The organism is Telluria mixta, assembly GCF_029223865.1.
Taxonomy (GTDB): Bacteria; Pseudomonadota; Gammaproteobacteria; order Burkholderiales; family Burkholderiaceae_D; genus Telluria; species Telluria mixta.
Genome location: NZ_CP119520.1, coordinates 6637337 through 6654382, shown reverse-complemented (window position 1 = coordinate 6654382; position 17046 = coordinate 6637337). Strand labels below are relative to the sequence as shown.

Here is a 17046-nt window from a genome sequence, read left to right as displayed (position 1 = left end):
CGGTGGTTTTTTTTGCATCGAGAACGACACATCATGAAGCAGACCTTCCTGTTACTCGCACTTGGCGCCGCCTTCGCGCCGGCCCAGGCGGCCGACCTCGGCCTCGCGCGCATCTTTTCCGACCACGCCGTGCTGCAGCGCGAGCAACCCATCGCCGTGTGGGGCACGGCCGGCGCGGGCAGCAAGGTGACCGTGACCCTGGGCAGCCGGACGGCGAGCGGCAGCGCGGATGCCCAGGGCAAGTGGAAGGTGCAACTGCCGGCGCAAGCGGCGGGCGGGCCGTACGGATTGACCGTGACGTCGAACGGCCAGACGGTCAGCCGCGCCGACATCCTCGTCGGCGACGTCTACCTGTGCTCGGGCCAGTCGAACATGGAATTCGCGCAGCGCGCGTCGACGAATGCGATCGGCGCCACGTATACCGCGCAGAACGACAACCTCCGCTACCTGAACGTCCCGCGCCACAGCGCGATGGCGCCGCAGGACGACCTCCTCGCGCCGGCCGCGTGGACGCGCGCGACGGCGGACAGCATCGGTGACGCGTCGGCCGTCTGCTACTACATGGCCCGTTCGCTGCAGGCGGACTACAAGGTGCCGGTCGGCTTCATCCAGGCCAGCTGGGGCGGCAGCACGGTCCAGGGCTGGATCGGCGCGGAGTCGCTGCGCACGTTCGGCGACTACAAGACCGGCATCGACCTCGTGGCGCAATACGGCAAGGACCCGGCCGCCGCGATGCGCGCCCAGGACGCGCGCACGGAAGCATGGTGGCGCGCGCACGACCCGGCCACGGCCGCGCAGCGGGCCTGGGTCGCACCCGGCTTCGACGACAGCGCCTGGCCCGCCGCCACGCCCGCCGCCTTCAAGGATTTCGACGGCGTGACGTGGTACCGCACGGCCGTCACGTTGACGGACGCGCAGGCGCGGGCGGCGAACGCGCTGCACCTTGGTCCCGTCGACACGTACGACACCACCTGGGTCAACGGCCAGCGCGTGGGCGGCGCCGGCCTGGCCTGGCTGGCGCGCGACTACGCGGTGCCGGCGGGCGTGTTCAAGCCGGGCCGCAACGTGATCGTCATGCGCGTACTGGGCGGCGCGGGACCGACGGGCGCACCGGCCAACCGCACCATCGGCCTGAGCGACGGCCAGGCGATCCCGCTGCCGGCCGCGTGGAAGGTCCGGCGCGGCAGCGCACTGAAGGGCCTCGCCGTCCCGCCGGCACCCTGGGACATGTTGACGAGCTACACGACGCTGTACAACGGCATGATCGCGCCGCTGGTCGGCTACAAATTCAGGCTGGCGGCGTGGTACCAGGGCGAAGCGAATGCCAACCAGGACGCGGGCAATCCGGGAGGACCGGAGGAATACCGCAGCCTGCTGCCGCTGCTGATGCGCGACTGGCGCCAGCGCTTCGGCCAGCCGGCACTGCCTTTCCTCGTCGTGCAACTGACCTCGTACGGATCGACGGCAACGGCGCCGGGCGATTCCAGCTGGGCGGAGCTGCGCGCCGCGCAGGCCGACACCGTCGCGCGCGATCCGCATGCGGGGCTGGCCGTCACACTCGACGTGGGCGACCGCTTCGACATCCACCCGACCCAGAAGACGGTCGTCGGCGAGCGCCTCGCGCGGGCGGCACGCGCCGTCGCATACGGCGAGAAGACGGCGCCCGGCAGCCCGACGGCCGTCGCGGCGGCGCGCAGCGGTGCCGACATCGTCGTGACGTTCAAGGATACGGGCGGCGGCCTGAAGACCTATTCGGCCGACCGCGCCATCGGCTTCGAAGTGTGCGCGGACAAGGCGTGCCGTTATGCCGACGCGCGCGTGGCGGGCGACACCGTGATCCTGCCCGGCGCGGCCACGGCCGGCGTCACGCGCGTGCGCTATGCGTGGGCCGATGCGCCGTTCGTGAACCTGTTCGGCGGCGATGGCCTGCCGGCCGCGCCGTTCGGGCTGGACGTTCGCTGATCCTTTGCGCTGATCACATCTGCCGGAACAGGTGCGCGAACAACGGGCTGACACGCAGGGTGTCGGTCCGGTCGCGCAGGTGCAGCGTCAGCTTGCCGGTTTCGTCGCGGCTGGCGCTCGTCACGTGCCGCATGTTGACGATGGCGCCGCGGCTGATCTGGCGGAACTGGTCGGCGTCGAGCTGCGGCAGCAGGTCTTTCAGACTCAGGCGGATCAGCGCATCGCCCGAGGGGCTGGCCACGTTGACGTATTTGTCGAGCGCCTGGAAATAGGCCACGTCCTGCACGGGAATCATGCGGATGATGTTGCCGACCGCGGCGCGGATCACGGTCAGGCGCTCGGCCGGCGCGGCGGCCGCGGGCAGCAGGGCGCGCATCTGCTCGACGAGGTGCGCGAGGCCGTCGTCGGCTGGTTTTTCCGTCGCGGGCGCCAGCCGCGCCTTGAGGCGCTCGACGGTGCGGGACAGGCGCGTGTCGTTCACCGGCTTCATCACGTAGTCGACGGCGGCCTGTTCGAATGCCTGCACGGCGTAGTCGTCGTACGCGGTCACGAACACGATCTGCGGGAACGGACGCGGACCTTCCCAGCGCTCCGCCAGTTCCTGCGCCGCTTCCAGGCCGGTCTGGCCCGGCATCTTGATGTCCAAAAACAGGATGTCCGGCTGCAGTTCCAGCGCCTGCTGGACGGCCGCGACGCCGTTCGGCGCGGTGCCGGCGATCTCGAGTTCGGGCCACAGGCGGCGCAGCGTGGCGGCGAGCGTGGCGGCGAGGATCGGTTCGTCCTCGGCGATCAGGGCGCGGATGGTCGTGTCTGTGGTGCTCATGCGGTCTCCAGGGGAAGCGTCAGGCGGGCCAGCACGCCGTGCGGCTGGGCGGGAATGAGGGTCAGGGCGGCGCGCTCGCCGTACAGCACCTGCAGGCGTTCGCGGGTCGTCGTCACGCCGACCCCGGTACCCTTGGCGGCCGTCTGCGTGTCGTCCAGGCCGAGGCCCGTGTCGCTGACGCAGATCTCGAGCAGGCCGGCGCGCGCGCTTGCCTCCACGGTCACGGTGCCGCCCTCGATCTTCGGTTCGAGGCCGTGGATGATGGCGTTTTCGACCAGGGGCTGCAGCAGCATGGCGGGCAGCCGCGCGCTGCGCAGTTCGGCGGGCAGGATGCAGTGGTACGCGAGGCGCGGGCCCATGCGCACGGCCATCAGGCCGAGATAGGCTTCGGCGGCCTCGAATTCCTGGGCCAGCGTCGTCGTCTCGGCGCGGGTGGCGGACAGGGTGGCGCGCAGGTACTGGATCAGGTGGTCCAGCATCCGGCTGGCCTGCTGCGGGTCGATCGCGATCAGGCCCTGCAGGTTGGCCAGCGTATTGAACAGCATGTGCGGCTCGATCTGGGCTTGCAGCAGGCGCAGCTGCGCCTGCAGGGCCTGGCGCTCGATCGTCTCGGCGCGCGCCTTGGCCTCGGTGCGTTCCAGCTTGATGCGCTCGACCCGTTCGCGGTTCAGGATCAGCAGGGCCATCGCGCTGATGGCCAGGAAGGTGAGCCCGATCATGCCTTTCTGGCCATGGTCGTTCGGGTACTCGGCGAAATTGGGCAGCGGCCGGCCCAGGATCAGGCTGCCCAGCGAGATGCCGGACAAATGCGCGAGGGGGGCCATCGCGACGAGCGCCACGAGGCACGGCACGAGCCAGCGGCGCCGCCGCACCGGATCGTCGAGGAGGGTGAAGCGCAGGCCGTCGAGGACGACCAGCCCCACCAGGCCCACGCAGATGGAGTACACCATCTGATCGTACAGTTCCCACGTCCTGCCGTTGACGAGCGTGATCAGGACGGCGATCAGGATGCACACGATGACGGTCAGGCCGATGTCGTCGGCCAGGCGGCGCAGCAGCGGCCGGTGAGGGCCCGGCGTGGCGGGCAGGAAGCGGGCGAGGGTGTTCATGCCGGAATTGTGCCGCCGCGGCCCGGGCGGCGGCAACCCCGCCGCGACGAAACCGCGTTCCGGCCGACCGAAACGGGGCATAATCGGACCGAAACCACCCTCGGCCCGTCAAACCATGGAATTCCAGTTCCTCGGCACTTCGTCCGGCACCCCGAGCAAGACCCGCAACGTGAGCGGCCTGGCGCTGCGCGGCCCGGGCGGCGGCTGGTCGCTCGTCGACTGCGGCGAAGGCACGCAGCACCGCATCCTGCACACGACCCTGTCGCTGCACGACCTGCGCGCCATCTTCATCACGCACCTGCACGGCGACCACTGCTACGGCCTGCCCGGCCTGCTGGCCAGCGCGGGCATGCTGAACCGCACGGCGCCGCTGGCCCTCGTCGGCCCGCCCGCGCTGCGCACCTTCATCGACGGCGTGATGGCGACGAGCGAACTGGGTCTGCCGTATCCGCTCGACTTCATTGCCGTCGACGACCTGGCCATACGCCCGATCTTCCCATCCTGCCCGACCTGGCCGTGGACGCCATCGCGCTGTCGCACCGCATGCCCTCCTGGGCCTACCGCTTCACGGAACGCACGGTGGAGCGCAAGCTGGACGCCGCCCGCCTGCGCGCGGCCGGCATCGCACCGGGCCCGGCCTGGGGCGCACTGCAGCACGGCCTCGATGCCGTGCTGGACGACGGCCGCGTACTGCATGCCGCCGACTGGCTGCTGGCGCCGCGCAAGGCGCGCACGGTCATCGTGGGCGGCGACAACGACACGCCCGGCCTGCTGCTGGAGGCGGCGCGCACGGCCGACGTGCTGATCCACGAGGCGACCTATACGGAAGAGGTGCTTCTGAAAGTGGGGCCGGGGCCGATGCACAGTTCCGCGCTGCGCGTGGCGCGCATGGCGGCACAGGCCGGGCTGCCGAACCTCGTGCTGACCCATTTCAGTCCCCGTTACCAGGACGGGGAGGGGCCGCTCTCGATGGCAGCGGTGGAGGCGGAGGCGCGCAGCGTGTATGACGGCCAGCTGTATCTGGCGCGCGATTTGGACCGGTACGTCCTGGACCGGAACGGCACGCTCGGCGCAAAAAATTTTTTGTAACACGCAAAAAAATCTGCGATATCTTTTTTTGTTTTCGAATCGATTCCATTCCCAAAAAAGTTATCGCGGATTACCTCATCGATATCCATATTTTTTATTTGAGCGGCATTAATCAATTTTTTGGAATCGCAGCCGTTTCCATAATGAAATCTGTAAATTTTCCGGTCGAATCAGTGACTTAGAGTCGTCCGTGGCCCTGTTGCAAAGCGTTTGAAAATGCCGCATTCTCCGCTCCTGAGCAATACCCATAATTATTAGACGGAGACTACAGTGAACAAACCCTTATCCCTGGCGGGACTGGGCGCGCTATTTGCGTCCTGCTTCATTGCCGCCAATGCGCACGCCCAGGCCGGCGCGACCCTGCCCACTTTCCAGAACGCGTCCGTGCACGATCCGTCCATCATCAAGGCCGGCGACACGTTCTACGTGTTCGGCTCGCACCTGGCGTCGGCCAAGTCGAAGGACCTCATGAAGTGGACGCAGATGACGGACGGCGTCAGCGCCACCAATCCGCTGTTCCTGAACGGTTCGAAGAACGTCTACACGGAACTGGCCGAGACCTTCGCGTGGGCGAACACGACCACCCTGTGGGCACCGGACGTGCGCCAGCTCGCGGACGGCAAGTACTACATGTACTACGACGCCTGCCAGGGCGACGCGCCGCGGTCCGCGCTGGGCATCGCCGTCGCGAACAGCCCCGAAGGCCCGTACGTCAACAAGGGCGTGATCCTGAAGTCCGGCATGTGGGGCCAGGCGAGCTACGACGGCACCGTCTACGATGCGCTGAAGCACCCGAACACGGTCGACCCGAACGTCTTCTTCGACAACGCGGGCAAGCTGTGGATGGTCTACGGCTCGTACTCGGGCGGCATCTTCATCATGCAGATGAACCCCGCCACCGGCTTCCCGTATCCGAACCAGGGCTACGGCAAGCGCCTCATCGGCGGCAACCACTCCCGCATCGAAGCCGCGTACATCCTGTACAGCCCCGTCACGTCGTACTACTACCTGTTCACGTCGTTCGGCGGCCTGGATGCCAACGGCGGCTACAACATGCGCGTCGCGCGCTCGACCAATCCGGACGGTCCGTACGTCGACGCCCAGGGCAATGCGATGGCGAACGTGAAGTCCGATCCTGCGAAACCGCTGTTCGACGACGCGTCGATCGCGCCGTACGGCGTCAAGATGATGGGTAACTTCCTGTTCGACCGCAAGCTGGGCGAGGCGGGCACCGGCATCGGCACGGGCTATGTCTCGGCGGGCCACAACTCGGCCTGGTACGACCCGGCGACCGGCAAGCACTTCCTGATCTTCCACACGCGCTTCCCGGAACGCGGCGAGCAGCACGAGGTGCGCGTGCACCAGATGTTCATGAACGCGGACGGCTGGCCCGTCGTGGCGCCGTACCGCTACGCCAACGAGACGGCGACGACCGTCCGTCCGGAATTCGTGTTCGGCGACTACCTGTACGTCAACCACGGCAAGGACATCACGGCCGCCATCAGGAAGTCGCAGCTGATCACGTTGAACGCCAACGGCAGCATCACCGGGGGCGTGTCCGGCACGTGGCGCAGGATGGGCGCCAACCAGATCGAGATCAACCTGCCGGGCGCGTCGACCTATAAAGGCGTGCTGCTGACGCAGTGGGACGAGACGTCGAAGTCGTACGTGACGACGTTCACGGCGTCGTCGCGCGAAGGCATCGCCATCTTCGGCAGCCGCCTGATCCCGCGCACCGACATGCAGGTGGCCACCGCCATCTACAATGAGCTGAGCCTCGGCGCCACGACGGCCGTGACGGGCAATCTCACGCTGCCGACGACCGCCGCGCGCAACGCCGTCATCAGCTGGACGTCGTCGAATCCCGCCGTCGTCAGCAACACGGGCATCGTGACGACGCCGGCCAGCGGGTCCGTGAACGTCACGCTGACCGCGCGCATCACGAAGGGCACGGCCACGCTGACGAAGACCTTTACCGTCACCGTGCGCAAGCTGGGCGGCCTCGTCGCGTACTACGCCTTCGACGGCAACCTGGCCGACTCGAACGGCGCCTTCGCGGCCGGTTCGGTCAGCGGCGGCAAGATCGACGTGGCGGGCGGCAGCCTGACGTACGGCGCCGGCATGCGCGGCAACGCGGCCGTGTTCGACGGCGCGACCGGCGTGCGCCTGCCGAACGGCCTGATCTCGTCGAACACGTACACCGTCGCCATGTGGCTGAAACCCGCGCAGCTGACGGCGTTCACCACGACGTTCTTCGGCGCGCGCACGACGGATTCCTGGGTCAGCTTCCTGCCGATGGGGCATGGCGGCGTGGGCGGCGCGTCGATGCTGTGGTCGGGGGCCGCCTGGTATGACGCGGGCCTCGGCATGAACATCCCCGTCAACCAGTGGTCGCACGTCGCGTTCACCGTCAACAACGGTGCCGTCAACGTGTATGTGAATGGCGTCAAGCGCTTCTCCGGCACGAACTTCCCGAACGTGTTCACGACGACGACCGGTACCTTCGCGCTGGGCGTGAATTACTGGGATACGCCGTACAAGGGCGCGATCGACGAGCTGCGCATCTATAACGCGGCCCTGAGCGATTCCGAAGTCGCCGGCATCGCACACTGAAAGGGATGACCATGAAAAAGACGATCATCGGCCTGCTGGCCGCAGCGATGTGCACGATGGCCAATGCGACCATCGTCCATTTCGACGACCTGTCGGGCGACGAGACGCTCCCGATCGACGCCGGCTACGCGGGCTTCAACTGGGACAATATGGGGACCGTGAGCGCCGGCGCCTATCCCGGCAGCGGCTTCGAGGCGGGCGCCGTGTCGGCGTCGAACGTGGCGTACAACTGGTACGGCATGCCCGCGACGATCTCGAAGGCGGACGGCAACGCGTGGGAATACACGGGCGCGTACTTCACGTCGGCCTGGGTCGACCAGGAGATCTCGTTCGAAGGCTGGCGCAACGGCCAGCTGCTGTTCACCTCCAGCGCGTTCACGCTGGACACGACGACGCCGCGCTGGATCCAGCTCGACTGGGCCGGCATCGATACGCTCGTCGTGTACAACAGCAGCCCGACGGCGTGGGCGATGGACGAGTTCACGGTGCCGGAGCCGGGGTCGCTGGCGTTGATGGGTGTGTCGTTGGCCGGGTTGATGACGGCACGGCGCAGGCGTAAAGCCTGACGTCATCAGTCGAGGTTCTCGTGGTGTTCGGCCACGCCTTGCTTCCAGTACGCCGACACCCGTGTCGCCTCGCGCGGCACGCCTTTCCCGTTCAGCACCTGGCGCACCCGCGCCATCATCGACGCTTCGCCGCCGCCCCACGCGAATCCGCGGCCGGGCGGCAGCGCCCATGCTTCCAGGTCCGCCACCAGTGCGTCCGGCGTATCGAACCAGCGCAGATCCACATCCGCCGCACCGGCAAACACGCGCCGGTCCGCCGGCGCCGCGTGCACGAATACGATCGCCCGGCTCCCGCCCGGCAGCTCTTCCAGTCGCCGCGCGATGGCGGGCAGGGCGGTCGCGTCGCCCGCCAGCAGGTGCCAGTCGAGTTCCAACGGGACGATCATCGAGCCGCGCGGCCCGCCGACGAGGGCTCGCCGGCCCACGACGGCGTTGCGTGCCCAGTCGGACGCCTTGCCGTCGCCGTGCAGCGCGAACTCGATCGTGAGCTCGAGGGCTTCGCGGCTGAAGCGCCGTGGGGTATAGTCGCGCCTCACCTGTTCTCCCTGTGCGTCCGGATCCGGGAACATGAACTTGACGTGGTCGTCGAACGACAATGACGTGAAATCGGCCAGCGCCTCGCCCGTGAAGGTGATGGCGACGAAGCCGTCGCCCAGGCGTTCGATGCGCGATACCGTCAGTTCGCGCAGCTTGAGTTCGTGGCGTACGCGGCGTACGAGCTGGTTTGCAGATTGCTCCATCGTTGCTCCGAATTAGTTGATAATATCCCCCATTATGCGAAACATAGTTGATGAAGTCAACCAAAATCCTCCATCGCCCGCGCTGGAGGTGCTGGAGCGTGTCCACGCGATCATGCACCTGTACCGGTCGGCCCAGCAGCGCAGCCTGCGCGCCGGCCCGCACGACCTGGCGCACATGGAGATCAAGGTGCTGGGATTCTTTGCGCGCCGGCCCGGTGCGACGCAGAGCGACCTCGCCGCGCATTCGGGACGCGACAAGGCGCAGCTGGCGCGCCTGATCCGCGGGCTGCGCGACCGCGGGCTGCTGGACGCGACGGCCGACGAGACGGACAAGCGCAGCACGCGGCTGTCGCTGTCGGAGGCGGGCAAGGCGATGTTCGCGGCGCTGCACCGCCACGACGGCGCGCTGGCCGAGACGGCGCTGGAGGGGATTGCGGAGGCGGAGCGCGCGACCCTGCTCGACTTGCTGGAGCGGGTGCGCGCGAACCTGGAGGCGGGGCAGGGCTGACGTTTTACGCTGCGATTTCGGACAGCAGCACTTCACGCCGTTCCGCCGCGCTGAGGCGGCCGGCGTCCAGCAGGCGCATGACGGTCAGCGCCTGCTGCGCCGGCACGGGGTTCGGCGCCTTGCCGAGCAGCGCGTCGCGGATGCCCGCATAGTACGACGGGTACGCGCCGTTCTCGGTCGGCAGCGGAGATGGCGTCACTTTACCGTCGCGCTGCACGGCCAGCACGCCCGTTTCCGCGTCGACGCCCCACGCGGCCGCATCGCCCGTGGGCATGCGGCCCGCGATCAGGTCTGCTTCCTGCGGGTCGAGACTCTGCTTGACCCAGCTGCCGTTCAAGCCATGCAGCGCCACGCGCGGGCGCGCGACGGCGGCCAGCATGCTGGCACCGAGGTCCACGCGCAGGCCGTCCGCATAGCGCAGGCGCGCCTGGAACTGGTCTTCGCAGCGGCCGCCGGGACGCAGGACCGGCAGGTCGGCTTCGATGGCGAGCGGCTCGCCGAAATACAGCAGCGCTTCGTCGATCAGGTGCGGGCCCAGGTCCATCCAGATGCCGCCGCCGGCTTCCACCTCTTCCTTCCAGCGCGCCTGCGGCTGCGGGCGGAAGCGGTCGAAGTGCATCGCGGCGTGGCGGACTTGTCCAAGCGTGCCGTCGGCCAGCAGGCGCAGCGCGGTGCGCGTCGTGCTGTCCCAGCGGCGGTTGTGGTAGACGCTCAGCAGCAAACCTTTGTCCTCCGCCAGGCGCACGAGTTCCGCGGCCTGGGCGGCGGTGTCGGTGAACGGCTTGTCGACGACGACGTGCTTGCCCGCTTCGAGCGCCGCCTTCGCGAGCGGATAGTGCGTTGCATTCGGGCTGGCCAGCACGACGAGGGCGACGTCCGGATCGGCGAAGAGGGCGGCCGGCTCGGCATGGACGGCGACGTCGCCGACGCCTGCCCGCACCTTGTCCGGATTGCGGCTGGAGACGGCGGCGATGGCGAGACCCGGGGTCGTGCGCAGCAGCGGCGCGTGGAAGACCTGGCCGGCGAAGCCGTAGCCGACGAGTCCGACGTTGATCGTGGTGTCCTTCATTGTGTTCCTTGATGGTGTTGCGGTCAGTGAGACATTACCATCCCAGCCGGGCGGGTAGCCGCGCCGCGGCCGGTCTCGCGCTCGATGCGCAGCATGTCGAGCGGACGCGTGACGCGGTAGCGCGCCAGCGCGGCGGCACCCACGGCGACGGCCTGGGCGCCGAAGTGCGAGGTGCGGATGTCGGGCGGCGCCAGCATGGCGGCGTGCGCGTACGCGGCCAGCACGTGCCGTGCGGGTTCGATGAAGGCGTCGCCCAGCTGCAGCGCGGGACCGCCGATGACGATCGCCATCGGGTCGAAGCCGGCCCACAGGTTGTTCAGCAGGATGCCGAGCTGGCGGCCGGCCGCGTCCACGGCGGCGCAGGTCGCCGGGTCGCCGTCGGCCACGCGCCGGAACAGGTTTTCCAGCGCGGGATGGCTGGGGCGTTCGCGGCCCAGCAGCGAGCCGAGGCCGATCAGCGCGTCGGCGCAGCCGCGCCGGCCGCACTGGCACAGCGGCCCGCCGGCCTGCAGGATCGCGTGGCCCACTTCGCCGGCATAGCCGTGCAGGCCCGTCAGCAGGCGGTCGTTGACGATCACGCCGGCACCCACGCCGTACCCGATCGACAGATAGATCAGCGGATCGGTGCCCGACTGGTCGGCGAACTCGAATTCCCCCAGCGCCGCCACGTTCGCCTCGTTCTGCATGTACAGCGGCAGCCCGTCCAGCGGCGAGCCGGCGACGTGGGTCTGCACGATGCCCGCCACGTCGACGTCGCGCCAGCCCAGGTGCGGGGCGTGGCGCAGCAGGCCGAGGGCTTCGTCGACGGCGCCGTGCAGCCCGATGCCCACGCCGAGCACGCGCCGCGGCTTGCCCTGGCCGGCGGGGCGCGCGAGCCGCTTCGCCAGCTTCACGAGCGCGAGCGCCACGAGGCGGATGCAGGAGACGGGATCGGTCGGGTCTTCGTATGTGAGGATGCGCGTGTCGAGCACTTCGCCCAGCAGGTTCGTCGCGACGACGCGCGCCTCGTCCACGCCCAGGTCGGCGCCCAGCAGGGCGAGGCGCGATGGATCCAGGTGCAGGGGCGTGGCGCGCCGGCCGACTTCGCCCGTCACGAGCAGTTCGCTTTCCGTGAGCCAGCCTTCGTCGACCAGTTCGCGCACGAGCAGGCTGATCGTGGATTTGGTCAGGCCAAGCACGTCGGCGAGGGCCGCGCGCGACAGTCCGGGCTGGATGCTGACCTGGCGTACCAGTGCCATGCGGTTCAGTTGCTTGAGGAGTTGCTGGTCACCGGTAACGGGCATGAGCGGGAAAAATCAAGTGGGTTGTGATGATTATGCAACAGATTGGAAAATTTTGTGCGTCATGCGTTATGCATAAATATGACGTCCGCCCCGTCGGCTGGTGAAAAGTATAACGGTATGGCCCGTGTAGCGGTTCCGGACGAAGTGATTGATTTATTTATGAAATCGATTTCTTGAACAAATTTCGCAACGTTCGTACGTACGTTACGTAATGGATCATTCTCACGAATAACCACCGTCCAAACCGGTGCGCGGACGCCTCCGAAGCGTGCACGCAGTTGGTTCGACCGATTGACCAATGCAAGTAATGTTCTTAATCTTAAACAAATGATGACCGCTACCAGTGACCAGAGAGTCCATGCATGAAGCGGGAACGCCAGGAGTAGTACCACCACCACGGACGTCGCCGCCCGGCGGGCGCGGCGTTTTTTTCGAGAGACGAGAGGAGACACAGTGCTGCACACCAAGAGGGTCTTTACCCACCACCTGAACACCAGGCACCGCCTGATCAGCCTCGCCGTTGCGAGCGCCTGCGCCGCCCTGGTCGCACCGGCATTCGCACAGGACGCGAGCAATGGTGCTTCCAATGGCATCGCATCGCCCAACGACCCGGCGGTCACCGCGCCGGTTCAGGGCGTCGCGGCGAACACCGTCGTCGTGAAGGGTATCCGCGCCAGCATGCAGTCCACGCTGAACCTGAAGCGTAACTCCGATGGTATCGTCGACGGCATCGTCGCCGACGACATCGGCAAATTCCCCGACACCAACCTCGCCGAATCGCTGCAGCGCATTTCCGGCGTGTCCATCGACCGTTCGCGCGGCGAGGGCGCCAACGTCACCGTGCGCGGCGTCGGCCCCGACCTGAACGTCGTGCTGCTGAACGGCCGCCAGATGCCGACCGCCAGCCTGGCCGACCAGGCCGGCCGCGCATTCGACTTTTCGAACCTGGCTTCGGAAGCCGTGTCGCAGATCCAGGTGTACAAGAGCGCACGCGCCGACACACCGCCGGGCGGCATCGGCGCGACGCTGAACATCATGACGGGCCGTCCGCTCGACCTGGGCAACCAGGCCAGCATCGGCGTCAAGGGTGTGTACGACAAGTCGAACAACAACCTGCCGTCGATCGACGCCGGCAAGAAGGTCACGCCGGAAGTCTCGGGCCTGTACAGCACCACGTGGAACGACGGCATGTTCGGCCTCGCCGTCACGGGCAGCTACCAGTCGCGTAATCTGGGCGTGAACCAGGCGGCCATTACCAACGGCTGGCTCGGCCCGTTCACGGGCAACACCGTCAGCGACGATCCGGGTCCGATCCCCGTCTCGGGCGCCGGCGTGACGAATCCGCCGAAGCCTTCTGACATCTACCTGACGCCGCAGAACCTGTCGTACTTCGTGCGCGGCTCGCAGCGCCAGCGGACCAACGGCCAGCTGACGTTCCAGTTCCGCCCGGTCAAGGAACTGACGACGACCCTGGACTACACGTACGCGCAGAACAAGATCCAGACCAAGTACCACGAGCTGTCGGTCTGGTTCAACCACCCGCTGAACGCCCAGAGCAGCAACTGGACCAACGGTCCGCTCGCCTCGCCGATCTACTATGAAGAGCAGGTCAAGAACCAGGACTTGGCGATGAATGGCGGTAACTTCGCCACCAAGTCGACCCTGGACTCGATCGGCTTCAACACGCAGTGGCGCGTTTCGCCGGCCCTGCGCCTGTCGCTGGACATGCACCATTCGCAGGCCAAGGCCGAGAAGGACAGCCCGTTCGGCTCGAACAACGACCTCGCGACCGCCACGTTCTCGCGCAACACCACCGGCGTCGACTTCACCCAGGAGATGCCGATCCTCGTCATCCCGGGCGGTGCCAACTACCAGGCGTCGCCGAACCAGGTGACGGGTTCGTGGTTCCAGGATGGCCTGAACAAGATGAAGATCGACCAGATCCAGGCCGGCGGCAGCCTGAAGCTGTTCGAATCGTCGAACCTGAACTTCGGCCTGTCGCACACGAAGGTCAACAACCACTCGGTGTTCCAGCAGGTGCAGCGCGACTCGTGGGCCGGCGGCACGTCGAACAACGCGGGCGTCGACTATGACCAGAGCCTGTGGCATGCCGACACCATCAGCCAGTACTTCAGCAAGCTGGGTGGTTCGGGCGATCCGCGCCTGTACAACCAGTTCATGCTGTTCGACTTCGCCAAGGTGCGCGACAACGCGATCAAGGTCACGGGCGACCAGGCCGGCTACACCCCGAGCCTCGCGAGCCCCAGCTTCGACCGCACGACGATCGAGAAGACCAAGGCGCTGTACCTGCAGTTCAACACCGACTGGGATACGGCGCTGCCGATGCACACCGGTATCGGCTTCCGCTACGAGAAGACCGACGTCGCCTCGACCGGTCTCGCGAAGCTGCCGGTGGCCGTGCGCTGGATCTCGCAGAACGAACTGCCGATCACGTTCGGCAACCAGGTCTTCCAGACCCAGCACGGCAAGTACAGCAACTTCCTGCCGACCGTGGACTGGGACATGGACGTGCGTGACGACCTGAAGGTGCGCGCGAGCTACGGCGTGTCGATCGGCCGTCCGCGCTACGACCAGATCCAGGGCGGTACCACGTACAGCTCGACGGCGGGCGTGACGGGCGTGACGGGCAGCAGCGGCAACCCGGCGCTGACGCCGGTGAAGTCGAAGAACCTGGACCTGTCGGCCGAGTGGTACTACACGAAACAGAGCATGGTGTCGGTGGGCGCGTTCCACAAGGACCTGTCGGACTACGCCGGCCAGACCGTCGTGACGTCGCCGTCGCCGACGGCACTGACCCCGGTGGGCGGCGGCTACTGGAAGGCGGCGATCGCGTCGGGCTGCGTGGCGACCGACACGCTCTGCATGCGCGACTACATCCTGAAGAACTACAACGGCCAGCCGGGCGTGACGTCGACGGGCATCAACGGCGAAGGTCACTACACCGGTACGATCACCGGCGTGCAGGGCGACCCGGCGCTGCCGTACCAGATCACGACGTACATCAACCAGAAGAAGGCCTCGCTGAAGGGTGCGGAGATCAACTGGCAGCACATGTTCAGCAACGGCCTCGGCTTCCAGGCGAACTACACGTACGTGAAGTCGGACCTCAAGTACGACAACCTGGGCACGGGTAACCAGTTCGCGCTCGTCGGCCTGTCGAACTCCGCCAACCTGGTCGGTATCTACGAGGACGACAAGTGGTCGGTCCGCCTGGCGTACAACTGGCGCGGCGAGTTCCTGGCGAACGTGGCCGACAACGGCAAGCCGAACCCGCAGTACGTCGAGCCGTACGGCCAGACCGACCTGTCGATCGGCTACAACGTCAACAAGAACCTGTCCGTGTCGCTCGAGGCGATCAACCTGACCGACTCGACCCAGCGCACGCACGGCCGCAGCGACCAGCAGGTGCTGCAGGTCACGACCGGCGGCCCGCGCTACATGCTGGGCGCGCGCTACAAGTTCTGATGATGTGCTGACGCGGCGTCTCCGTGCGCCGCGTGTGATGACGGGCCGTCCTGCGGGACGGCCTTTTTTTTGCCTGGCTGGGGCAGGGCAATGCCTGATATTCTGTCGGTGCCATTCCACTCATCGACAGGGACGACATGAAACGCGCGCACTGGTTACTGGTTTTCTCCTCGCTCGGCAGCGCCATCCCGCTGGCACATGGCGCCGACCTGACGCCGCCGCAGAAGCAGCTGCGCGGGATCTACCAGGAACTGGTCGAGACCAACACGACGAATTCCAGCGGCTCGTGCACGGTGGCGGCGACGAAGATGGCCAGGCACCTGAAGGCCGCGGGCTATCGCGATGCGGACGTCCGCATCATCGTGCCGCCGGGCGGTCCGACCAAGGGCAACCTGGTGGCGCGCCTGAAGGGCGACGGCAGCAGGACGCCGCTGCTGATGCTGGCCCATATCGACGTGGTCGAAGCCAACCGGGCGGACTGGACGCGCGATCCGTTCAAGCTCGTCGAGGAAAACGGCGTGTTCTACGCGCGCGGCGCGTCGGACGACAAGGCGATGGCGTCCGTGTTCGTCGCCAACATGATCCGCTACAAGAACGAAAAGCTGCCGCTCAAGCGCGACGTCATCCTCGCGCTCACGTGCGATGAAGAGATGGTGCCGTCCAAATTCGACGGTGCCGAATACCTGGTCAAGTACCATCGCGACCTGATCGACGCCGAGATCGCGCTCAACGAAGGCGGCGGCGGATTCCTCGACAAGGACGGCAAGCCGGTCCGCCACGGCATCCAGGCCGGCGAGAAGATCTACCAGAGCTTCCAGCTGGAAGTGACCAACCCGGGCGGCCACAGCTCGCTGCCGATGCGCGACAACGCCATCTACCGGCTCGCGGAAGGTTTGTCCCGCCTGGGCAAGTTCGAGTTCCCGTTCAAGCTCTCGAGCGTCACGCGCCAGTTTTACGAGAAGTCGGCGCAGGTCGAACGGGGGCAGGTCGCCGCCGACATGAAAGCCATCCTTGCCGATCCTCCCGATCGGGCGGCGCTCGACCGCCTGTATGCGGTTCACCCGATGCACAATGCGACCGTCCGCACGACGTGCGTGGCGACGAAGGTCGAGGCGGGACATGCCGACAATGCCTTGCCGCAGCGCGCCCGCGCCACCGTCAACTGCCGCATCCTGCCCGACGAATCCATAGCCGACGTGCAGCGCACGCTGGAACGCGTCGTGGCGGACGACACGATCAAGGTGTCCCGCATCGGCGAGGGTGTGGCCAGCCCCATGCCGCCGCTGACGCCGACGCTCATGAACGCGGTGAACGACATCAGCAACGACCTGTGGCCCGGGGTGCCGGTCATCCCGACGCTGCTGGCCGGCGGGACGGACGGCCGTTTCCTGAACAATGCCGGCATCCCGACCTACGGCATCAGCGGCATGTTCAGCGGCTCCGAACCCTCCGGTGCGCATGGCCTGAACGAGCATCTGCGCGTCAAGTCGCTCTACGATGGCCAGGAGTTTTTGTACCGGCTCGGCAAGCGTCTCGCGACGGAATAGGGGTCCGGCGCCGCCCGGTGCGATGGTAGCGTATAGCAAGGTGAATTCGGCAATATTTTCCTTGCCTTGGCTGTTTTAGCGATTGCGTATGTGACCGCTAACAGCGACAATAACAGTTCAACTATAACGCGCACGCCGCCGTATCGGCAGGTATCGTGCCAGGGAGACGCCATCATCCGTCCGCCGCGTGCGGCCGCGGGCCATACGGCCCGTAAAGACAGTCTCCCCGGCCTGCCGCCGCCGCGCGCACC

General features: G+C 67.1%; 13 protein-coding genes and 1 pseudogene. 8 read left to right on the top strand and 6 right to left on the bottom strand.

The annotated features are described in order from the left end of the window. Positions 1-33 precede the first annotated feature (33 nt). On the top strand, positions 34-1962 hold the full coding sequence (locus P0M04_RS29345) for a sialate O-acetylesterase (protein ID WP_259452860.1): 1929 nt from the start codon (positions 34-36) through the stop codon (positions 1960-1962). 13 nt (positions 1963-1975) lie between these two features. Here P0M04_RS29345 and P0M04_RS29340 read toward each other — a convergent pair whose 3' ends face one another. Beyond that, the gene (locus tag P0M04_RS29340; RefSeq protein WP_259452859.1) at positions 1976-2785 is read right to left on the bottom strand and encodes a LytR/AlgR family response regulator transcription factor; all 810 of its coding nucleotides are present in this window, start codon (positions 2783-2785) and stop codon (positions 1976-1978) included. Next, entirely contained in the window at positions 2782-3894 is a 1113-nt protein-coding gene (locus P0M04_RS29335; protein WP_259452858.1) for a sensor histidine kinase, read from the bottom strand. Before P0M04_RS29335 ends, P0M04_RS29340 begins: the two co-directional genes overlap by 4 nt. On the opposite strand from P0M04_RS29335, the pseudogene P0M04_RS32830 reads away from it, so the two are divergent. Then, positions 3893-4183: pseudogene (locus tag P0M04_RS32830) on the top strand (hypothetical protein); the annotation flags it as partial. The gene P0M04_RS29335 and the pseudogene P0M04_RS32830 overlap by 2 nt on opposite strands. A 26-nt stretch (positions 4184-4209) precedes the next feature. Here the strand turns inward: P0M04_RS32830 and P0M04_RS29325 are convergent. Further along, complete coding sequence (locus P0M04_RS29325) at positions 4210-4434, bottom strand: hypothetical protein (RefSeq protein WP_259452877.1); 225 nt, start codon at positions 4432-4434, stop codon at positions 4210-4212. On the opposite strand from P0M04_RS29325, the gene P0M04_RS29320 reads away from it, so the two are divergent. The 3 genes from P0M04_RS29320 to P0M04_RS29310 all read left to right on the top strand — a co-directional run bounded on the left by P0M04_RS29320 (position 4411) and on the right by P0M04_RS29310 (position 8162). Continuing rightward, a complete protein-coding gene (locus tag P0M04_RS29320) occupies positions 4411-4983 on the top strand; it encodes an MBL fold metallo-hydrolase (protein ID WP_259452876.1) in 573 nt (190 codons plus the stop codon). The genes P0M04_RS29325 and P0M04_RS29320 overlap by 24 nt on opposite strands. Positions 4984-5253: 270 nt before the next feature. Then, positions 5254-7596 carry a family 43 glycosylhydrolase gene (locus P0M04_RS29315; protein ID WP_281042152.1) on the top strand — a complete coding sequence of 781 codons (2343 nt, stop codon included), beginning with the start codon at positions 5254-5256 and terminating at the stop codon, positions 7594-7596. A gap of 11 nt (positions 7597-7607) precedes the next feature. Continuing rightward, positions 7608-8162: a PEP-CTERM sorting domain-containing protein gene (locus tag P0M04_RS29310; protein WP_259452857.1), complete on the top strand. Its 555-nt coding sequence runs from the start codon at positions 7608-7610 to the stop codon at positions 8160-8162. 5 nt (positions 8163-8167) lie between these two features. Here the strand turns inward: P0M04_RS29310 and P0M04_RS29305 are convergent, their stop codons facing one another. Beyond that, positions 8168-8902 (bottom strand): siderophore-interacting protein, encoded by a 735-nt coding sequence (locus tag P0M04_RS29305; protein WP_259452856.1) that lies wholly within the window; start codon positions 8900-8902, stop codon positions 8168-8170. An 88-nt stretch (positions 8903-8990) separates the two neighbouring features. Here P0M04_RS29305 and P0M04_RS29300 point away from each other — a divergent pair, with 88 nt between their 5' ends. Next, positions 8991-9410: a MarR family winged helix-turn-helix transcriptional regulator gene (locus tag P0M04_RS29300; protein WP_259452855.1), complete on the top strand. Its 420-nt coding sequence runs from the start codon at positions 8991-8993 to the stop codon at positions 9408-9410. A gap of 4 nt (positions 9411-9414) precedes the next feature. Here P0M04_RS29300 and P0M04_RS29295 read toward each other — a convergent pair whose 3' ends face one another. Together P0M04_RS29295 and P0M04_RS29290 are read right to left on the bottom strand one after the other, a co-directional pair. Then, entirely contained in the window at positions 9415-10479 is a 1065-nt protein-coding gene (locus tag P0M04_RS29295) for an oxidoreductase (protein ID WP_259452854.1), read from the bottom strand. Positions 10480-10502: 23 nt separating this feature from the next. Next, a complete protein-coding gene (locus tag P0M04_RS29290; protein WP_259452853.1) occupies positions 10503-11762 on the bottom strand; it encodes an ROK family transcriptional regulator in 1260 nt (419 codons plus the stop codon). A 453-nt stretch (positions 11763-12215) separates the two neighbouring features. Here P0M04_RS29290 and P0M04_RS29285 point away from each other — a divergent pair, with 453 nt between their 5' ends. Beyond that, the gene (locus P0M04_RS29285) at positions 12216-15248 is read left to right on the top strand and encodes a TonB-dependent receptor (RefSeq protein WP_259452852.1); all 3033 of its coding nucleotides are present in this window, start codon (positions 12216-12218) and stop codon (positions 15246-15248) included. Positions 15249-15385: 137 nt separating this feature from the next. Continuing rightward, positions 15386-16795: a M20/M25/M40 family metallo-hydrolase gene (locus P0M04_RS29280; protein WP_259452851.1), complete on the top strand. Its 1410-nt coding sequence runs from the start codon at positions 15386-15388 to the stop codon at positions 16793-16795. Positions 16796-17046: the final 251 nt, after the last annotated feature.

What these genes read in the sequence shown, in the direction of transcription:
- P0M04_RS29345 (WP_259452860.1), top strand. Translation starts at nt 34, where the DNA reads ATGAAGCAGACCTTCCTGTTACTCGCACTTGGCGCCGCCTTCGCGCCG.
- P0M04_RS29340 (WP_259452859.1), bottom strand. Translation starts at nt 2,785, where the DNA reads ATGAGCACCACAGACACGACCATCCGCGCCCTGATCGCCGAGGACGAA.
- P0M04_RS29335 (WP_259452858.1), bottom strand. Translation starts at nt 3,894, where the DNA reads ATGAACACCCTCGCCCGCTTCCTGCCCGCCACGCCGGGCCCTCACCGG.
- P0M04_RS29310 (WP_259452857.1), top strand. Translation starts at nt 7,608, where the DNA reads ATGAAAAAGACGATCATCGGCCTGCTGGCCGCAGCGATGTGCACGATG.
- P0M04_RS29305 (WP_259452856.1), bottom strand. Translation starts at nt 8,902, where the DNA reads ATGGAGCAATCTGCAAACCAGCTCGTACGCCGCGTACGCCACGAACTC.
- P0M04_RS29295 (WP_259452854.1), bottom strand. Translation starts at nt 10,479, where the DNA reads ATGAAGGACACCACGATCAACGTCGGACTCGTCGGCTACGGCTTCGCC.
- P0M04_RS29290 (WP_259452853.1), bottom strand. Translation starts at nt 11,762, where the DNA reads ATGCCCGTTACCGGTGACCAGCAACTCCTCAAGCAACTGAACCGCATG.
- P0M04_RS29280 (WP_259452851.1), top strand. Translation starts at nt 15,386, where the DNA reads ATGAAACGCGCGCACTGGTTACTGGTTTTCTCCTCGCTCGGCAGCGCC.